This window comes from Kitasatospora sp. NPDC057223, from assembly GCF_042669755.1.
Lineage (GTDB): Bacteria > Actinomycetota > Actinomycetes > Streptomycetales > Streptomycetaceae > Kitasatospora.
In genome coordinates this window covers 27,196-45,921 of the sequence record NZ_JBHUWW010000068.1, presented here as the reverse complement: position 1 = coordinate 45,921, position 18,726 = coordinate 27,196, and the positions used below count along the sequence as shown (strand labels likewise).

At 73.8% G+C, this 18,726-nt stretch carries 16 protein-coding genes and 2 tRNA genes; 8 read left to right on the top strand and 10 right to left on the bottom strand.

Annotation, left to right across the window (positions count from 1 at the left end; translation table 11 throughout):
- Window positions 1-38: 38 nt before the first annotated feature.
- The 3 genes from purL to purS are packed head-to-tail and all read right to left on the bottom strand — an operon-like array spanning window position 39 to window position 3,219.
- Window positions 39-2,294, bottom strand: coding sequence for a phosphoribosylformylglycinamidine synthase subunit PurL (purL, locus tag ACFUK0_RS23320; RefSeq protein WP_380253206.1), 2,256 nt, complete (start codon window positions 2,292-2,294; stop codon window positions 39-41).
- A complete protein-coding gene (purQ, locus tag ACFUK0_RS23315; RefSeq protein WP_380253204.1) occupies window positions 2,294-2,971 on the bottom strand; it encodes a phosphoribosylformylglycinamidine synthase subunit PurQ in 678 nt (225 codons plus the stop codon). Before purQ ends, purL begins: the two co-directional genes overlap by 1 nt.
- Window positions 2,968-3,219, bottom strand: coding sequence for a phosphoribosylformylglycinamidine synthase subunit PurS (gene purS / locus ACFUK0_RS23310; RefSeq protein WP_073929151.1), 252 nt, complete (start codon window positions 3,217-3,219; stop codon window positions 2,968-2,970). The genes purQ and purS overlap by 4 nt, the downstream gene beginning before the upstream one ends.
- A 452-nt stretch (window positions 3,220-3,671) precedes the next feature.
- On the opposite strand from purS, the gene ACFUK0_RS23305 reads away from it, so the two are divergent.
- The 7 genes from ACFUK0_RS23305 to ACFUK0_RS23275 all read left to right on the top strand — a co-directional run bounded on the left by ACFUK0_RS23305 (window position 3,672) and on the right by ACFUK0_RS23275 (window position 8,418).
- Window positions 3,672-3,989 carry an Lsr2 family protein gene (locus tag ACFUK0_RS23305; protein ID WP_380253202.1) on the top strand — a complete coding sequence of 106 codons (318 nt, stop codon included), beginning with the start codon at window positions 3,672-3,674 and terminating at the stop codon, window positions 3,987-3,989.
- Window positions 3,990-4,132: 143 nt separating this feature from the next.
- Window positions 4,133-4,205, top strand: a tRNA-Gly gene (locus ACFUK0_RS23300).
- 60 nt (window positions 4,206-4,265) lie between these two features.
- Window positions 4,266-4,341 (top strand) — tRNA-Gly (locus ACFUK0_RS23295).
- Window positions 4,342-4,509: 168 nt separating this feature from the next.
- A complete protein-coding gene (locus tag ACFUK0_RS23290) occupies window positions 4,510-5,577 on the top strand; it encodes an ABC transporter ATP-binding protein (RefSeq protein WP_380253200.1) in 1,068 nt (355 codons plus the stop codon).
- Window positions 5,574-6,404: an ABC transporter permease gene (locus ACFUK0_RS23285; RefSeq protein ID WP_380253198.1), complete on the top strand. Its 831-nt coding sequence runs from the start codon at window positions 5,574-5,576 to the stop codon at window positions 6,402-6,404. Before ACFUK0_RS23290 ends, ACFUK0_RS23285 begins: the two co-directional genes overlap by 4 nt.
- A gap of 71 nt (window positions 6,405-6,475) precedes the next feature.
- Window positions 6,476-7,747 (top strand): sensor histidine kinase, encoded by a 1,272-nt coding sequence (locus ACFUK0_RS23280; RefSeq protein WP_380253196.1) that lies wholly within the window; start codon window positions 6,476-6,478, stop codon window positions 7,745-7,747.
- The gene (locus ACFUK0_RS23275) at window positions 7,744-8,418 is read left to right on the top strand and encodes a response regulator (protein WP_380253194.1); all 675 of its coding nucleotides are present in this window, start codon (window positions 7,744-7,746) and stop codon (window positions 8,416-8,418) included. Before ACFUK0_RS23280 ends, ACFUK0_RS23275 begins: the two co-directional genes overlap by 4 nt.
- A gap of 30 nt (window positions 8,419-8,448) precedes the next feature.
- On the opposite strand, the gene ACFUK0_RS23270 is transcribed toward ACFUK0_RS23275, so the two are convergent.
- From ACFUK0_RS23270 to purD, 4 genes are all read right to left on the bottom strand, one after another.
- A complete protein-coding gene (locus tag ACFUK0_RS23270) occupies window positions 8,449-9,348 on the bottom strand; it encodes a phosphoribosylaminoimidazolesuccinocarboxamide synthase (RefSeq protein ID WP_380253192.1) in 900 nt (299 codons plus the stop codon).
- Between the two features lie 112 nt (window positions 9,349-9,460).
- Window positions 9,461-10,999, bottom strand: coding sequence for a N,N-dimethylformamidase beta subunit family domain-containing protein (locus ACFUK0_RS23265; RefSeq protein ID WP_380253190.1), 1,539 nt, complete (start codon window positions 10,997-10,999; stop codon window positions 9,461-9,463).
- A 223-nt stretch (window positions 11,000-11,222) separates the two neighbouring features.
- Window positions 11,223-12,824, bottom strand: a complete 1,602-nt coding sequence (locus ACFUK0_RS23260) for a hypothetical protein (protein ID WP_380253188.1) — start codon at window positions 12,822-12,824, stop codon at window positions 11,223-11,225.
- Window positions 12,825-13,392: 568 nt separating this feature from the next.
- Complete coding sequence (purD, locus tag ACFUK0_RS23255) at window positions 13,393-14,640, bottom strand: phosphoribosylamine--glycine ligase (protein ID WP_380253186.1); 1,248 nt, start codon at window positions 14,638-14,640, stop codon at window positions 13,393-13,395.
- A 539-nt stretch (window positions 14,641-15,179) separates the two neighbouring features.
- On the opposite strand from purD, the gene ACFUK0_RS23250 reads away from it, so the two are divergent.
- Complete coding sequence (locus ACFUK0_RS23250; protein ID WP_380253185.1) at window positions 15,180-15,971, top strand: SLATT domain-containing protein; 792 nt, start codon at window positions 15,180-15,182, stop codon at window positions 15,969-15,971.
- Between the two features lie 53 nt (window positions 15,972-16,024).
- Here ACFUK0_RS23250 and ACFUK0_RS23245 read toward each other — a convergent pair whose 3' ends face one another.
- The 3 genes from ACFUK0_RS23245 to ACFUK0_RS23235 all read right to left on the bottom strand — a co-directional run bounded on the left by ACFUK0_RS23245 (window position 16,025) and on the right by ACFUK0_RS23235 (window position 18,573).
- Entirely contained in the window at window positions 16,025-16,672 is a 648-nt protein-coding gene (locus tag ACFUK0_RS23245; protein WP_380253183.1) for a hypothetical protein, read from the bottom strand.
- A gap of 85 nt (window positions 16,673-16,757) precedes the next feature.
- Complete coding sequence (locus ACFUK0_RS23240) at window positions 16,758-17,666, bottom strand: GntR family transcriptional regulator (RefSeq protein ID WP_380253181.1); 909 nt, start codon at window positions 17,664-17,666, stop codon at window positions 16,758-16,760.
- A gap of 109 nt (window positions 17,667-17,775) precedes the next feature.
- Window positions 17,776-18,573, bottom strand: coding sequence for a carbon-nitrogen family hydrolase (locus tag ACFUK0_RS23235; protein ID WP_380253179.1), 798 nt, complete (start codon window positions 18,571-18,573; stop codon window positions 17,776-17,778).
- Window positions 18,574-18,726: the final 153 nt, after the last annotated feature.

Here is an 18,726-nt window from a genome sequence, read left to right as displayed (position 1 = left end):
CCGCGCGGGTGCGCGGGCCGCCCCTCGGGCAGTCGTGATCAGGCGAGCAGGGCCTCGATGACGCCGGTGTGGGCGTCCTTCAGCTCCGCCAGCGAGACGGCGAACTGGCCCTGGACCTCCAGGACGTCGCCGTCCACCACGCCGATCCGGGTGGCCGGCAGGCCACGCGCACCGCACATGTCGTTGAACCGGAGCTCCTCGCTGCGCGGGACGGCCACCACGGCGCGCCCGGCGGACTCGGAGAACAGGAACACGAACGGGTCCAGGCCGGCCGGGACGATCACCCGGGCGCCGTTGCCGCCCTTGAGGCAGCTCTCCACCAGGCTCTGCGCCAGGCCGCCGTCGGAGAGGTCGTGCGCCGCGTCGATCATGCCGTCGCGCGAGGCGGCGATCAGGATCTCGGCGAGCAGCCGCTCGCGCTCCAGGTCCACCTTGGGCGGCAGGCCGCCGAGGTGGTCGTGGGCGACCTGCGCCCAGGCCGAGCCGCCCAGCTCGTCGGCGGTGTCGCCGAGCAGGTAGAGGTGCTGGCCCTCCTCCGCGAAGCCGATCGGGGTGCGGCGGGTGACGTCGTCGATGACGCCGAGCACCGCGACCACGGGGGTCGGGTGGATGGCGGTCTCGCCGGTCTGGTTGTAGAGCGAGACGTTGCCGCCGGTGACCGGGGTGCCGAGGATCTGGCAGGCGTCGGCCAGACCGCGGGTCGCCTCGGCGAACTGCCACATGACGTCCGGGTCCTCGGGGGAGCCGAAGTTGAGGCAGTCCGAGACGGCGAGCGGCTTGGCGCCGCCGGCCGCGACGTTGCGGTAGGACTCGGCGAGGGCCAGCTGGGCGCCGGTGTACGGGTCCAGCTTGGTGTAGCGGCCGTTGCCGTCGGTGGCGACCGAGACGCCGAGGTTGGTCTCCTCGTCGATCCGGATCATGCCGGAGTCCTCGGGGGTGGCCAGCACGGTGTTGCCGATGACGTACCGGTCGTACTGGTCGGTGATCCACGCCTTGGAGGCCTGGTTCGGGGAGCCGGTGACGGCCAGCAGGGCCGCCTTGAGCTCCTCGCCGGTGGCCGGGCGCAGCAGGCGCTCGGCGGTCGGGGCGTCGGCCTGGAGCGCGTCCTGCCAGCTCGGACGGGCGTACGGGCGGTTGTACGTCGGGCCGTCGTGGGCGACGGAGCGCGGCGGCACGTCGACGACCTGCTCGCCGTGCCAGAAGATCTCCAGCCGCTCGCCCTCGGTCACCTCACCGATGACGGTGGCGATGACGTCCCACTTCTCGCAGATCTCCAGGAACCGCTCGACCTTGCCGGGCTCCACGATCGCGCACATGCGCTCCTGCGACTCGCTCATCAGGATCTCCTCGGGGGAGAGCGAGGAGTCGCGCAGCGGCACGGTGTCGAGGTCGACCCGCATGCCGCCGGAGCCGGCCGAGGCCAGCTCGCTGGTGGCGCAGGAGAGACCGGCGCCGCCGAGGTCCTGGATGCCCAGGACGAGCTTCTCGGCGAAGATCTCCAGGGTGCACTCGATGAGGAGCTTCTCCTGGAACGGGTCGCCGACCTGGACGGCCGGGCGCTTGGCCGGGCCGGTGGCGTCGAAGGTCTCCGAGGCGAGCACGGAGACGCCGCCGATGCCGTCGCCGCCGGTGCGGGCCCCGTACAGGATGACCTTGTTGCCGGCGCCGGAGGCCTGCGCGAGGTGGATGTCCTCGTGCTTCATGACGCCGACGCAGAGCGCGTTGACCAGCGGGTTGCCCTGGTAACAGGGGTCGAAGACGACCTCGCCGCCGATGTTCGGCAGGCCCAGGCAGTTGCCGTAGCCGCCGATGCCCGCGACGATGCCGGGCAGCACGCGCCGGGTGTCGGGGTGGTCGGCCGCACCGAAGCGCAGCGGGTCCATCACCGCGACCGGGCGGGCGCCCATCGCGAGGATGTCGCGGACGATGCCGCCGATGCCGGTGGCCGCGCCCTGGTAGGGCTCGATGTACGACGGGTGGTTGTGCGACTCGATCTTGAAGGTGACCGCGTAGCCCTGGCCGACGTCGACCACACCGGCGTTCTCGCCGATGCCGACGAGCATGGCGTCCGAGGCGGGCGCCTTCTCGCCGAACTGCTTGAGGTGCACCTTGGAGCTCTTGTACGAGCAGTGCTCCGACCACATGACCGAGTACATCGCGAGCTCGGCGCCGGTCGGGCGGCGGCCGAGGATCTCGCGGATGCGCGCGTACTCGTCCTCCTTGAGGCCCAGTTCGCGCCAGGGCTGGCCCGCGTCCGGGGTCTGCTCGGCGTTCTTGACGGTGTCGAGGCTCATCAGGCGTTCACCAGCTGCTTCAGTACGGAGGTGAAGAAGCCCAGGCCCTCGATGGTCGGGCCGGTGAGCGGCTCCACGGCGTGCTCGGGGTGCGGCATCAGGCCGACGACGTTGCCGGCGGCGTTGGTGATGCCGGCGATGTCGCGGTACGAACCGTTGGGGTTCAGGTCGAGGTAGCGGGCGACCACCCGGCCCTCGGCCTCCAGTTCGTCCAGCACGTGGGCGTCGGCGACGAAGCGGCCCTCGCCGTTCTTCAGCGGTACGACGATTTCCTGGCCGGCCGAGTAATCACCCGTCCACGCAGTGTTCGCGTTCTCGATCCGCAGCTTCTGGTCGCGGCAGATGAAGTGCAGCGAGTCGTTGCGGGTGAGCGCACCGGGCAGCAGGTGCGATTCGCACAGCACCTGGAAGCCGTTGCAGATTCCGAGGACGGGCATTCCCAGCTTCGCCTGCTCGATGATGGTGTCCATCACCGGCGAGAAGCGCGAGATCGCACCGCAGCGCAGATAGTCGCCGTAACTGAATCCGCCGGGCAGGACGACGGCGTCGACCTGGTGGAGATCCTTGTCACGGTGCCAGAGCGCGACCGGCTCGGCGCCGGCCAGGCGGACCGCGCGCTGCGCGTCACGGTCGTCGAGCGAGCCCGGGAAAGTGACGACGCCGACGCGGGTGGTCACGAGGACTCCTCCACTCGAACGGTGAAGTCCTCGATCACGGTGTTGGCGAGAAAGGTTTCGGCGGCTTCGCGGATGCGGGCGAGCGCGGCGTCATCGACCGGGCCCTCCAGCTCCAGCTCGAAACGCTTGCCCTGGCGGACGTCGGCGATCCCGGCGAAACCGAGGCGGGGCAGTGCACGCTGCACCGCCTGTCCCTGGGGGTCGAGGATCTCCGGCTTGAGCATGACGTCGACTACGACGCGTGCCACTGGCACTCCCGGTGGTGTCTTCGTGAAGGCGGGGGAACTCCAGACTACCGGGGGTTTGGGGTCCGATTGCGGCCCGGCCGGGGCGACGCGCGTAGACAATCGACCCTTACGAGACCGGGTCCGCAAGCCCGGAGCACTCCCGGCGTCGCCCCTTTTCGCCGCATTCGGACCCCTTCCCAAGAACACCCGAATACCGGCACTCCGGACAGATCGGCCATCCCTGACGACCCGTATACGTCGGCCGGCGAATCACGTGAATATCCGGAAAAGAAAGCGGGACTCTTCGATTTCCACCCGCTTCGGGTGCAGAATAGGGCCACCTGCCGCGGCAAGTGCTGCGTATCCGGCATGGCATCCCGCCTGCCCGTATGCGCTTGCGCGACTGGTGCACATCGGGCCTCAGGAGCGCACCCCGCGCCCTGCGGCCGAATTGCCCGAGAGGATTGACACCCATGGCTCAGCGTGTAGTTGTCACGCTCTCCGACGACCTGGACGGCGGCGCGGCAGCGGAAACCGTCCACTTCGGCGTCGACGGGAAGTCGTACGAGATCGACCTGTCCCTGGACAACGCGGAAAAGCTGCGGGAGGCCCTCGCTCCGTTCGTCGCGGCCGGCCGCCGCCAGAGCCGCACCGGAAAGTCCTTCCGGCGTACCGCCCTCACCCCGGACCCCGCCGCCGTGCGCGCCTGGGCGCAGTCCCGCGGCATGGAGCTGCCGGCCCGCGGCCGGATCCCCAAGGCCGTCTACGAGCAGTTCGCCGAGGCGAACTGACCCAGGCCCGGCCCACAGCGCCCGGCCGGTCGTCCTGCCCGCACGCAAAGGGTGGGGCGACCACCCCGGCCGATGGGGTAAAGTATTCCTCGTCGCCGCAACCGGATCCCGGTCGAGGCGACCAGTGCCTCACAAAGCACTGTGCGGACGTGGCTCAGTTGGTAGAGCATCACCTTGCCAAGGTGAGGGTCGCGAGTTCGAATCTCGTCGTCCGCTCGTAGTACGCAGTACCAGCAGTACGCAGTAGCAGTGCGGAACAACTCAATAGCTCAGCATGCGGACGTGGCTCAGTTGGTAGAGCATCACCTTGCCAAGGTGAGGGTCGCGAGTTCGAATCTCGTCGTCCGCTCCACAGAAAACGAAGGGCCCCCTCGACGAGGGGGCCCTTCGTCGTTCCCGCTTGCCGCCGGGGACCACCGGGCCGCCCATGACATTTGTCATCGCCGACCCGTGCGTCCTCACCCCCGGCCGGTGACAGCCCGCACTGCCCGCACGGCCGGGCCGCCGGGAGGCTTGAGGCATGGAACCCAGCCTGCTCCCGCCGCCCGCGGACACCGCGAGCGCCGACCACGTGATCGAGGTCACCGGCCTGCACCGCCGCTACGGCGGGGCCGGCGCCAACGGCTTCGACGCCGTCCGCGGCGTCGGCCTCGGCGTCCGCAGGGGCGAGCTGTTCGCCCTGCTCGGTACGAACGGCGCGGGCAAGACCTCCACCATGGAACTCATCGAGGGCCTGGCCGCACCCACCGCCGGGCGGGTCCGGGTGCTCGGCCACGACCCGTACCGCGAGCGCGGCGCCGTCCGGCCGCGGATCGGCATCATGCTGCAGGAGGGCGGCTTCCCCGGCGAGCTGACCGTCGCCGAGACCGGCCGCAGCTGGGCCGGGCTGACCAGCGGCGCCGGCCCGGACGGCGGCGGCCGGACACCCGCCGAGGCGCTGGAGCTGGTCGGGCTGACCGGCCGCCGCGGTGTCCGGGTCAAGCAGCTCTCCGGCGGCGAGCGGCGACGCCTCGACCTCGCGATGGCCCTGCTCGGCCGCCCCGAGGTGCTCTTCCTGGACGAGCCGAGCACCGGCCTCGACCCGGAGGCCAGGGCCGCCACCTGGCGGCTCGTCCGCGAGCTGCGCGCGCAGGGCACCACGGTGCTGCTGACCACGCACTACCTGGAGGAGGCCGAGGAACTGGCCGACCGGCTGGCGATCATGCACCGCGGCCGGATCGTCACCACCGGCACGGTCGCCGAGGTGATCGCCGGCCGCCCCTCCCGGATCTCCTTCGAGCTGCCCGAGCGGGAGGGCGGGTTCGCCACCCTCACGCTGCCGCCGCTGCCCGGCGCCGAAGTCCGCGCCGAGGGGCGCCGGATCACCGTGCAGACCACCGAGCTCCAGGCCGCCCTGACCGAGCTGCTCGGCTGGGCCGCCCACCACCAACTCGCCCTCGCCGGGCTCGACGCCCGCAGCGCCTCGCTCGAAGAGGCCTTCCTGGCCATCGCCGCCGGGGCCGGCGACCACCCGGACGACACCCCCGGGGCCCCCGCCGGGCCCGCCCGCCGTCACCCCCTGCGCAAGCTGATCGGAAGTGCCCGATGACCGCCGCCACCACCGCCCGGCGCGCCGCCGGCACCACCACCCCGGCCGGGCGGATCCTCGCCCTCGGCCGGGCCGAGGCCACCCTGCTGCTGCGCAACCGCAGCGCCGTCTTCGTCGCCCTGGGCCTGCCGGTGCTGATGGTCGGCGCCCTGCGCGGCCTCCTGGACCAGCAGGCCCAGGACCACCCCGGCCTGGACCTGGACGCCGCGCTGATCACCGGCATGATCGGCTTCGTACTGATGTTCGTCGTCTACTACAACCTGACCGGCGCGTACGTCGCCCGGCGCAACGACCTGGTGCTCAAGCGGCTGCGGACGGGCGAGGCGACCGACCTGGAGCTGCTGGCCGGCACCGCGGCCCCCGCGGCCGCGCTGGCCCTGCTGATGTGCGCGCTGGTCGGCGGTGCGGGAGCCGTCCTGCTGCACCTGCCGGTACCGGTGAACCCCCTGCTGATGCTCGCCGGTCTGGCCCTGGCGCTCGCCCTGCTGACCGCGCTCGCCGCACTGTCCAGCGCCTTCACCCGGACCGTCGAGACGGCCGGCATCACCACCCTGCCGGTGATGCTGCTGACCCAGTTCGGATCCGGCCTGCTGGTACCGCTGGAGGCGATGCCGGACGGCTTCGCCGACTTCTGCCGGCTACTGCCCACCACACCGGCCTTCAGCCTGATCCGGCTCGGCTGGTTCGGCACCGACGGATCGGGCCCGGCGACGGGGTTCGCGGGCACCTGGGGCGAGGCCGCGCCGCTGCTGGCCGTCGGCACGGTCTGGACGGTGCTGGCCGTCCGGGCCACCCTGCGCGGCTTCCGCTGGGAGCCCCGCCGCTGAACGGCTGGCCCGGCACGCTCCCCCACTGATAGACAGGCGGCAGGCTCATGGCAGCAGGGGGAACACCGAACATGGACGTCAGAGCACCGGTCCGGCGCTGGAGGAACGCCGGCAAACCGCAGCGCAGCGAGGTGTACCTCCGCTGGTCGCTCTACTTCATGGCGCTGCTCCAGCCGCTGGTCGTCCTGCTGTCCCTCGCCGGGGCGGTCGGCATCGGCCTGTCCGGGGAGGTGCCGGCCCTGCTGCTGGCCCTCTGCTGCGCCGTCACCTGGCTGTCGGTCAGGGCGTTCAGTGCCGCCGTCGACCACTACCTCGGCCGCCCGGGCGACATCGACCGCCGCCTCACCGTGCTCGCCACCGCCGCCCTGGGCGCGGTCTGGGCCGCCGCCCTGCTCTGCCTGCGGACGGGCAGTACTTCCGACGCGGACGCCACCTCGCTGGCCGCCATCGTGGCCGGCTGCCTGCTGGTCCTCTGGTTCGGGCCGGTCAGCGTCGCCCGCCCGCTGCGGAGCGTCGTCGTCCAGGGCCTGCTGGGGCTCGCCCTGCTCGCTCCCCCGCTGCTGCTGGCCGGCGGCGACCTCGCCACCACGCTCGGCATCCTGACCGGGCTCAGCCTGATCCTGCCGGCGCTCGGGGCCAGCTGCCGCAGCTTCGCCTGGCTGCTCGGGGTGGTCTGGGAGCTGGACGCCGCCCGCGAGGCGCAGTCCCGGCTGGCGGTGGCCGAGGAACGGCTGCGCTTCTCCCGGGACCTGCACGACGTGATGGGGCGCAACCTCACCACCATCGCGCTGAAGAGCGAGCTGGCCGTCCAGCTCGCCCGGCGCGGCCGGCCGGAGGCCGCCGACCAGATGACCGAGGTGCAGCGGATCGCCCAGGAGTCCCACCGCGAGGTCCGCGACCTCGTCCGTGGCTATCGCACGGCCGATCTGAACGCCGAGGTGATCGGCGCCCGCGCGGTGCTGCGGGCGGCCGGCGTCGAGTGCGAGATCGACCTCGGGGAGGAGGCGGGCGATCTCTCCGGGCCCGTCCAGTCGGTGCTCGGCTGGGTCCTGCGGGAGGCCACCACCAACGTGCTGCGGCACAGCGAGGCCGGCTGCTGCCGCGTCCGGCTGCGGGTCGACGATGGCCGGGCGGTACTGGAGCTGGAGAACGACGGCGTCCCCTCCCCCGCGACCGCACCGGCGCACCGGAGCAACGGCACCGGCCTGCACGGGCTGCGCGAGCGCCTCGCCGCCCACGGCGGCGAACTCGACCTGCCGGCCGCCGCCGCCGGCAGCTTCCTGCTGCGGGCGTCCGTCCCGCTGGCCGCCGGCCCGACCGTTCTGGAGCACACGCCCCGATGACCGACCCCACGATTGAGCCGACGACCGAGCCGACGACCGAGCTGGCCGCCGCGCCCGCGCCGCCGCCCGTCCGCGTCCTGCTCGCCGACGACGAGCACCTGATCCGGGGCGCGCTGGCCGCGCTGCTCGGGCTGGAGGACGACCTGACGGTGGTGGCCGAGGCCGCCTCCGGCCCGGAGGCGCTCGCGATGGCCCGGGCGCACCGGCCCGACGTCGCCGTGCTGGACCTGCAGATGCCGGGCCTGGACGGCATCGAGGTCGCCACCGAGCTGCGCCGGCTGCTGCCGGACTGCCGCACCATGATCGTCACCGGCCACGGCCGCCCCGGCTACCTCAAGCGGGCGCTGGAGGTCGGTGTCCGGGGCTTCCTGCCGAAGACCGTCTCGGCCGCCGACCTGGCCGGCATCATCCGCACCGTGCGGGCCGGCGGGCGCTACGTCGACCCGGAGCTCGCGGCGGACGCCATCGCGGCCGGGGAGAGCCCGCTGACGCCGCGCGAGACGGACGTCCTGGAGCTGGCCGCGGACGGCACCTCGGTGGCCGGCATCGCGGAGCGCGCGACGCTCTCCCAGGGCACCGTCCGCAACTACCTCTCCTCGGCCGCGGCGAAGCTCGGCGCGGAGAACCGGCACGCGGCGGTGCGGATCGCCCGCGAGCACGGCTGGATCTGAGCGCCTGCCTGCTCGCGGGCGGCCGGGCCGCTACACCCAGTCGGTGCCGGTCAGGCGCTCGTACGCCTCGATGTACTTCGCCCGGGTCAGCTCGACGATCTCGTCCGGCAGGGCCGGCGGGGGCAGCTCGCTGTGGCGGTCCCAGCCGGAGGCCGGGGAGGTCAGCCAGTCCCGGATGATCTGCTTGTCGAAGGACGGCTGGGTGCGGCCGGGCTGCCACTGGTCGGCGGGCCAGTAGCGCGAGGAGTCCGGGGTGAGCACCTCGTCGCCGATCACCAGCTCGCCGTCGGCCAGGCCGAACTCGAACTTGGTGTCGGCCAGGATGAGCCCGCGCTCCCGGGCGATGTCCCGGGCCCGGGAGTAGACGTCCAGCGTGGTGCGGCGCAGCTGCGCCGCCAGCTCGGCACCGATCCGGCGGGCGGTCTCCTCGTAGGGGACGTTCTCGTCGTGGTCGCCGACCTCGGCCTTGAGCGCCGGGGTGTAGATCGGGGCGGGCAGCTCGGAGCCGTCCTCCAGGCCGTCGGGCAGGGCGATGCCGCAGACCGTGCGGTCGTTGTCGTACTCGGTCAGGCCGGAGCCGGTCAGGTAGCCGCGGGCCACGCACTCGACCGGCGCCATCTCCAGGCTGCGGCAGATCAGCGTGCGGCCGGCCCAGTCGGCGGGGGCGCCGGCCGGCAGCTCGGTGGAGATCACGTGGTTGGGGACGATGTCGGCGATCCGCTCGAACCACCACAGCGAGAGCTGGGTGAGGATCCGGCCCTTGTCGGGGATCTCGTTGGGCAGCACCCAGTCGTGGGCCGACGTCCGGTCGCTGGCGACCATCACCAGCTCGCCGTTCGCGGCGCGGTAGAGATCCCGCACCTTGCCGGTGTGCAGGTGGATCAGGCCGGGTACCTGGACAGGCTCGGGCTTGGTGACAAATCCGCTCAAGGTCGTCTCAGTCCTCAGGGTGGTTCGCGGTATCGCGGGGCACGAAAGGGCAGGTCGGTGAGGCCGAGTCTTTCACGGGCCCCCTCGTGCTCCCACCCGCGGCGGCGTCCGCTCAGCCGTCCTTGCACAGACGGTCCAGCAGGTTGGCGGTCGCCCGCTGCACCCGCTCGTCGGTGTGGCCGGGGCGGTCCAGGGCCGGTGACCAGGCGAACGTACCGGCGGCGAACACGTACGCGCCGCTCGGCGCCCGGTACAGCGAGGTCTCCTGGTGGCGGATGCGCCCGGCCGAGTCCCGGTACGGGGAGTGCGCGAGCAGCACCCGCTCGGTGTGCTCGGGGAGCGCCACCTTGGGGAAGTAACGGTCCGCCTCGCCGGCCACGAGGCCGGGCAGCTCGTCGCCCTCCTGGAGGCCGGTGCCGTCCCAGAGCCAGTGCGTGGTGTTGCGGGCGACCAGCGGGACGGGTGCGGCGACCCGGCTCGCGTACTGGATGCCCAGCAGGTGCTGCTCGGGCTCGGCCGCGTCCCGCCAGAGCGCGCTCTGGCTGCCCGGGACCCCGGCGGCGGGGCTGCCCGCCGGGGCCTTCTGCCGCTTGCGGCAGTTCAGCAGCCGGTTGGGCTCACCGGAGGCGGCGGCGGAGAGCTCGACCCGCCAGTACATGGTGTTGGCGGACAGGAAGACCAGCGAGGTGCCGCCGTCCCTGGCCTGCTCGACGGCCCTGCGCATCGGCTCGGACCAGTACTCGTCGTGGCCGGGGAAGATCAGCGCGCGGTGCCGCTCCGGGGCGACCAGGCCCGCGTGCAGGTCCGTGGCGGTGGCGTAGGCGAGGTCGTAGCCGTAGCGCTCCGCCCAGCGGATGAAGTCGTAGGCGTGGCCGACGTGCAGCGGGAGGCCCGCGCCGGCGTGCGGGCGGTCGAAGGAGACGGTGACGGCCGCCTCCCGCTCGCCGAGCAGCCGGCCCCCCTCGTCCCAGGCGTGGTAGAGGCTGGCGCCGTCCCGGCCGTCCTCGGGGAAGAGGTTGTACGCCTGCCAGGTCACGTCGGGGAGCACCAGCAGCAGGTCCGCGGTGTGCACCGGGTCGTCGAAGTCCCTGACGGTGAACGGGATGTGGCTGCGGTGCAGGTTGTCACTGGTGGTCAGCACCGCGACGTACGCCCCGGGCCGCCAGTGCCCGGGGACCTGCAGCCGCCAGGAGTGCCACCAGTGGTGGCAGGAGACGGTGCGGCCGGCCACCAGCGGTGCGGGCTGGGCGAGGCCCGCGATCAGCGGGCTGGACGTCATGTGGTGGGCGCCGTCGCCCGCGTAGTGGCCGATCCGGTAGACGTCGACGGTGAACTCGCGGGGCGGGTGGACGGTCACCCGGAAGTCCACCGAGCCGCCGGGGCGCACCACGCCGGCCGAGGCGAAGCCCTTGATCTGCTGGTTCACGTCCTCGGCGTTGGCGGGCGTGCCGACCGGCGGCCGCGTGCGGGCGCCGGTGAACGGCTGCTGCCCCGGGGCGTCCAGCGAGACGTACCAGGGGACGGCTCCGCCGGCGGCGGCGACGTACTGCTCGGGGCTGCGCAGCCAGGGCAGCGGCCCCTGGCCGAAGGGGTCGGAGACGCCGTGCGCGTGCGTTCCGGACTCCCAGCGACGGTTGAGTTCGGTCCCCACGCGCCCCTCCCACAGGTGCACCTCCACCGACTGGCATGTGCCACCCGGATGTGCGTGCGGTCCAGCACACCACAGAGTGCTGGCGCTGCGTAGCCCCACGGTAGCAACTAGTGGTGATGAATCTTCCCGGCCGACGGCCGCAACGCCCCTGTCCTGCGGGAACCGTGAAAACCCTGGGGGCGCGTGGCCCGGCGCCGTGCGCCGCCCCCGCTCCGGTGGCCGCTCAGAGCCGCACGGGCTTCTCCAGCCGGACTCCGGCGGCGTCCAGCCAGGCCCGCAGCGGGCCGTCCTGGCCCTGCTCGACGGCCTGGGCGACCGGCTCGGCCAGGTCGGTGCGGCGCACCCCGCCGATCAGCAGGACGGGGCCGTCCAGCCAGTCCAGCCCGGGGGTGCCGCCGGCCGTGTCGACGGCGGCGCAGCAGACCATCGCGGTGACGTGCTCGACCAGCAGGTCCCGCCCGCTGCGGGCGGGCTCCAGCAGGGAGGTCGGCGCCGCGCTCAGGGCGAGCTGGGCGGCCAGCGCGGCGGCCAGCGGCTCGCCGTCGCCGTCGGCGAGGCGGGTGAGCAGCCGGGAGAGGGTGGGGGCACCGGGGCGGGCCTGCGGGGCCGGGCCGTCCAGGGCGGCCTGCAGGACGGCGGCCCTGGACCGCCAGCCCGCGTCGACGACCTCGGTGGGGTAGTCGGCCCAGTCCAGCTCCTTCCGGCCGGAGCCGGGCGCATCGGCGGGCACTCCGGCAGGTGCCCCTGCGGGCGGCTGCGGCGGCGCGAAGAACAGCTCGGCGGCGAGCCGCGAGACGGCCGTGTCCACGGTGCCCGGCTCCTCCAGCAGGTCGCAGGCGGGCCGGTCGCCGAGCCTGAGCCCGTAGCCGTCGGCCAGCCGGTCGCGGCGGGAGAGCTCGGTGAGCGCGGAGACCACGCCGGCGTTCAGGTGACAGGGGTGACGGCCGAGTTTCCAGGCGGGCAGCGCCACCCGGGTGAGCAGGCGGTCCCAGCCCGCGTAGGCGAGCCCGACCTGCTCCTGGGCGGAGATCCGCAGCCCGTAGTCGACGGTCTTGGCCTGTTCGGAGGCCCAGGCCGCGACGGAGCGCTCCAGCTCGGCGGAGTGCTCCCGGCAGGCGCGCAGCAGCCGGCGGGTGACCGCGTCGGTCAGCCGCCTGGTGCCGCGCCGGGCGGGCCGGTCGGCCGGCTCCGGGCCGAGCCCGGGGCCGGGTGTCGCGCCCTCGCCCGAGTCCAGGCTCGCGTCCAGGCTGCGGACGAACCGGCGGGCGGCGGCGATGTCCGGGTCGGCCGCCGCGGCGGTGCCCGCCACCACGGGCGCCAGCAGCGCGCGCAGTTCGCCGGCCCGCATCCACCACAGGAAGGGCGAGCCGATCACCAGGACGGGCGCCGGCGGCTCCTCGCCCCTGCCCCGGCGCCGGGGCACCGGGACGTCCTCCAGCCAGCTGTCGCAGTCGGGGGTGAGCGCGATGGCGGACGGCGCGGGCACGTCGAGGCGGTCGGCGAGTTCGCCGATCAGCCGGTACAGCTCGGGGGCGTCCCCGCGGGCCAGCGGCACGGCCGGGGTCTGCGGCGGCGTCGCCCGGCGGTGCGCGCGGGCCACCAGCCCGGCCGCCAGCAGGGTGGCGGCGGCGACGGCGCAGACCGCCCACCGGACGGCGTCCCAGGCTCCGGCGTCGGGCGAGCCCGGTGCGCCGAGCCGGCCGGTGACCCGCCCGGCGAGCAGCACCACCGCGACGGCGGCGGGCAGCACGGCGGCGGCCAGCGCCCGGCCCCGGATCCGTAGTACCGCCTGGGCCCGTGCACGCGCGCTCTCGACAGCGGCCATACGGTGCGGCACCCCCTTCGGAGTCCTCCGGCGCCCTGGTCGGGGCACCCGAGCCGACTCGAAACGATCAGTATCCGACCGGGAGCGGCGGTATCCGACCCCGGTTGTGCGTCCTGTGTGCATGCTGCGTGGCGCTTCTGACAGTTCTGACGCCCGCGTGCCGGTGGGCGTTCCGGATCGCCCGGCTTTCCACTCGTCCCGGTGACGGTGCGCGCCTTGCGGACGCCGCGTCGGCACCGCTGCGCGGCGGGCCCGGACCGGGCGGGCCCGCCGGGCCACGCACTCCCCCAGCATCCCCCCGCGACGCCCCCGCCACCCGGCGGCGATCACGGTGGCACGGCTCGTGGCACTGCGATCAGGCGCACCCTAAGGCCGCCGGCCGGGGTCCGTCAGCCGGACGCAGATGCTGTCACTCGAACAGGTGGAATCCGGCGCCCGATCGGTGCGGCACCCCCTGCGCACCCCTCCAGGCCGGAAACGCCGGAGGGCGCTGCGTCCATGGGGGTCCCTGGCGGGACGACCGGACGCAGCGCCCTCCGGGAGGGGCTGCCGGGAGCGGGGCGGGGCCCTACCGGGCCGCCTTCAGCGCGATGTCGGTGCGGTGCTGGCCGCCCTTGAGGCTGATCCGCCCGAGCGCGTCGTACGCCCGGCCACGGGCCTCGGCGAGGTCCGTACCGGTCGCCGTGACCGACAGCACGCGGCCACCGGCGCTGAGCACCTGGCCGTCGCCGTCCGCCCGGGTGCCGGCGTGCAGCACGTACGCGGTGCCGTCGGCCGCCTCGGCCTCGGCCAGGCCCTCGATCGGGTCGCCGGTGCGCGGGGCGGCCGGGTAGCCCTCGGAGGCAATCACCACGGTGACGGCCGCGCCGTCGTCCCAGCGCAGCGGCTCCAGCTCGCCGAGCGTGCCGGTGGCGGAGGCGTGCAGGACGCCGGCCAGCGGGGTCAGCAGCCGGGCCAGGACGACCTGGGTCTCCGGGTCGCCGAACCGCGCGTTGAACTCGATCACCCGGGTGCCGCGCGAGGTCAGCGCGAGGCCCGCGTAGAGCAGACCCGAGAACGGGGTGCCCCGGCGGCGCAGCTCGTCCACGGTCGGCTGCAGGACGTTCTCCAGCACCTCGTCGACCAGGCCCTCGGGCGCCCACGGCAGCGGCGAGTACGCGCCCATGCCGCCGGTGTTCGGGCCCTCGTCGCCGTCCAGCGCGCGCTTGAAGTCCTGGGCGGGCACCAGCGGGAGGACGGTGGTGCCGTCGGTGATCGCGAAGAGCGAGACCTCGGGGCCGTCCAGGTACTCCTCGATCACCACCCGGTCGCAGGACGCGGCGTGGGCCAGCGCCTCGGCGCGGTCGGAGGTGACCACCACGCCCTTGCCGGCGGCCAGGCCGTCGTCCTTGACGACGTACGGGGCGCCGAAGGCGTCCAGCGCCTCGGCCGCCTCGGCCGGGGTGGTGCAGACGTAGGAGCGGGCGGTGGGCACACCGGCCCCGGCCATCACGTCCTTGGCGAAGGCCTTGGAGCCCTCCAGCTGGGCGGCCTCCCCGGACGGGCCGAAGACGGGGATGCCGATCGCGCGCACGGCGTCGGAGACGCCCGCGACGAGCGGGGCCTCCGGGCCGACCACGACCAGGTCGGCGGTGAGCTGCCGGGCGAGCGCGGCGACTGCCGCACCGTCCAGCTGGTCGACCGGGTGGACCGTCGCCACCTGCGTGATCCCGGCGTTACCCGGGGCGCAGTGCAGCTCGGTGACGGCGGGATCTTGGGACAGAGAGCGGCACAGGGCGTGTTCGCGGGCGCCGCCGCCGATGACGAGGACCTTCACGTTTGGCAAGGGTAGTCGGTGGCGCGTTCGGAGCGCTCTCCGGCTCCGCCGCTGTGTCCGGCGGACGGCCCCCGAAGAGGCCCGGAATCGGAAGGAACTCCAGGACGGGGCCGTCGCCGCCCCGCCCCGCACCCGCCCCCGTGGCGGCGCCGAGTGCCCGGGTCAGGACAGCGGGTCACCGGCGGCTCGCTCGGAAGGGTGAAATCTCGCCGACCCCCGCAACCCTCCCACCTCGGCATCCTGAGGTCATTTCCGGTAACGATCATTGGTGAAGCGGCCCCACGGTCAGCCATTTGGCGGTAAGAAGTGCTGTTGGACAACCACCGGCCCTGGGCCGGTACGCGAACCTACGGGTGACCCACACCCTCCCGGCGGCTCGCGGTCCGCCGCAGCACCTCCGCTTCACCGGGATTTCACGCCCCGCCAGAGAGACGATCCGTCAGGAACCGTCTTGATACGGGACGAAACCCCGCATACCAGCACAGTCAGACCCCAGCCGATCAGACCCCAGCAGTCAGCCCGCACAGGGAGCCCCACAGGTGAGCCAGCCGGAAATGCAGCCCGAGGAGAGTGCCTGGGGCAAGGATGTCGGCGAGGAGGACCCGCCCGCGACGGCCACCGTCGCCGCAGGACGCTCCTCCACCCGCCGCCGTACCGATCTGAGCGCCCGCCAGTTCCCGCTGGGCGACTGGGGCGAGCCCGCCGAGCGGCTGGAGGAGCTCTACCGCTGGTCGGAGGAACGGGCCGTCGAGGCGATCGACTGGTACCGGCGCGACCGGCTGTGGAAGCGCCGCTGCGCCCGCCTGCTGCGGTTCGGCGCGACGGCCTTCGCGGTGGGCGGCGTGACGCTGCCGCTGGTGGCGCTGACCGACATCTCCGAGCGGCTGGCCGGCTGGGGCTACGTGGGCCTGGCGCTCTCCGCGGCCTGCCTCGGTGCCGACCGGGTCTTCGGCCTGACCAGCGGCTGGATGCGGGACGTCAGCACCGCACAGGCCCTGCAACGGCGCCTGGAGGCCTTCCAGTTCGACTGGGCCTCGGAGTGCGTGCGCGAGGTGCTCGGCCCGACCGAGGGCACCGCCGGCGAGGCCGCCGAACGCTGCCTCGGCGTCCTGCGGCGGTTCTGCGAGGACGTCTCGGACATGGTCCGCAGCGAGACCTCGGAGTGGATGCTGGAGTTCCGCGCGACGATGACCCAGCTGCCCACCCAGGGCCCGGGATCCTGGGGCGGCCGCAGTGAGTCAGGGAGCGGCGCCCAGGTCCGGATCCTGCCTCCGCCGGGCACCCGCCCGACGATGCCGCGCCAGCGCCCGCCGGAGGGCCCGCTCCGCTAGGGCCGGTCCGAGCGGTTCCGGGCGGGCGGGCCGGGCCGGGGGACACCGACCGCTCAGGCGAAGACGATCATCGATCCCTGGGTGAGGGAGCGGGCCGCCGCCGCGTACAGCCCGGCCCAGGCGTGGCGCTCGCGCGCGTACGGGTGGACGTCGTCCAGCGGCGGGGCGAACGGCTGCTCCAGCCCGGTCGGCCCGAGCGGCCTGGTCGGGGCCGGCGGTTCGAGCGGGTCGATGCCGAGGGCGGGCGCGACCGCCTGCAGCTCGCGCAGCAGCCCCTGGGTCGAACCCAGCGGGCCGCCGGAGGCGAGCAGCGCGTCGTCCACCAGCGGCACCGGGAACTCGATCGGGACGTACGCCCCGGCGTGGTCGAAGTGCCAGACCAGGTGGGACTGCTCCGCGGTGCTCTCGAACATCTCCAGCAGCTGCTCGTAGTCACCGCCGAGGGCGTCCACCGGGGTGATCTCGAACCCGGTCAGCCCGAGCAGGTAGGCCCGGCGCAGGAAGTGCAGCGAGTCGTAGTCGAAGGCGGCTATCGGCTCGACCGCACCGCTGAGACCCGGCACGTACTGGTACACCGGCACCTCGGGCAGCCCGTGGGCCGTCAGCGCGGCGTTGTAGACCACGAGGTCGTCCCGGAAGGGGTTCTCGGGGCTGTGGCTCAGGACGTCCACGAGCGGGACGAGCCAGAGGTCGCAGGCCATCAGCCGGCTCATCCTCTCGGAGCTGCGGAGCCGCACGCGTCAGCGGGCGGCGGGTGCGGGCGGTCGGGTTCGACGAGCGCCCACCCTACCGGCCCGCGGTGCGCTGCGAGTCCGGCTCCGCCGGGGGCAGGGTCCACCCCGGACCGCCGGGATGGACGGTGCGGGGCTGCGGCACCAGGCCCAGTGCGACATCGCCGGGGGGATCGGGGATCGCGCCCGTCCTCGGCCGGCCGGGCTGCGCCCCGGCCGGACCGGCCTGGTCGGCGGGGTCGGCCAGCAGGGACAGCACCCCGACGGTCGCCGGATCGTGCCCGGAGAGCCTGGCCAGCAGGTGCACGGTGGCGAGGTTGTACTCCCGCAGCGTGCGGCGGGCCCCGGCCAGGTCGAGGGCCTCCACCGCGTCGACGAACTCCGCGTGCCCGTCCCAGCACACCCCCGCGAGGTCCGGCAGCGCCCGCAGGTAGGGGGCCGCGAACATCCAGGACTGCACGCGCAGCCAGTCCAGGTACTCGGAGATCCGGCGGTTGCCGAGCAGCGCGCTCGCCTCCTGCCAGAACCGGCGGTCGCAGCCCACCATGACGTCCAGCTGCCCGGAGCGGGCCGCCTTGGCCGCCGCGTCCGCCCGGCGGCGCAGCGAGGGCAGCCGGGTTCCGTCCGGCCTGGCGGCCCAGCCGACCAGCCGGCGGAAGGCGCTGTCGGTGAGCAGCATCCGGGTCTCGAAGATCTCGACGAAGTCGTCCCAGCCGAACTCGGGCACGGTGAAACCGCGGTGGTGCTCGGCCCGGAGCAGCCCCTGGGCGGCGAGGTCCACCAGGGCCTCGCGCGCCGGGGTCGCGGAGACTCCGTAGCTCTCGGCGATCTCGCGGACGGTGAAGTTCCGGCCCGCGGCGAGGCGCCCGGCCATCATCTCCTCGCGCAGTGCCCCGGCGATCTGCTCGCGCAGGCTGTTGCGGTGGATGGCGGACCGGCTGTCCGCCGTACCTGTGTCCGGCACTGTGCGACCTCCTTCCGGGGCTGTGGGAACGCGACGGCCGCTCATCTTCTCAAACTCGGCCATGCTGCGTACACGGATCCCGGCACCCGGAATCAGTGGATTTGCGCCGTCAGCGCTGGACGGGCGCCGGGATCCCGAGCAGCCGGTCCCGCAGGACGGGGAACTCCGCCCGGGCCTTGGCCACCTCCGCCGGGTCGAACTCGACGGTCAGGACCTGCTCGCCCGCACCGGCCTCGGCCAGCACCCGGCCCCACGGGTCCACCACGATGCTGTGGCCGGCCTGCTCGACGCCGCCGTGCGTCCCGGCGGTGTTGCAGGCCAGGACGAAGGCCTGCTCCTCCACCGCCCGGGCGCGGGCGAGCAGCGTCCAGTGCTCGCGCCGCCGCTCCGGCCAGGCGGCCGGGACGACCAGCAGCTCCGCGCCCGCGTCCAGCAGGGCCCGGAAGAGTTCGGGGAAGCGCAGGTCGTAGCAGGTGGCGAGGCCCAGGACGCCGAAGTCGGTGGCCGCGGTGACGATCTCCTGCCCGGCGCCCATCACGACCGCCTCACCGCTGTCGAACCCGAAGCGGTGGATCTTTCGGTAGGTGTGGACGAGCTCGCCGTCCGGCGCGAACAGCAGCGAGGTGTTGTAGACCGGCCCGTCCGGGTCGCGTTCCACGATCGAACCCGCGTGCAGCCACACCCCGGCGGCTCTGGCGGCGGCCGACATCGCGTCGGAGGTCGGCCCGTCGAGCGGCTCGGCCCCGGTCGGCCAGGCGTCGTAGGCGAAGCCCCCGAGCGGCCAGAGCTCCGGCAGGACGACCAGGTCGGCGCCCTCCTGGGACCGCACCAGGGCGGCGGCACGAGCTCGCCGCTCCTCGGCCGGCTCGGCATCGGAGACCGCGAGTTGGATCAATGAAGCGCGCACAGTACCACCGTCCACGGCAAGAGTCCTACGATCGTCACCCGAAAGCGCTGCCCTGCTCTCTCCAGGCAGCGTAACGTGCGGTTAGCGCGTGCGCCCGGAAGCCGCGGTTCCCGGTCTCCCCCAGTCCTGGGCACGCGCGTTGGGCAGCTGACG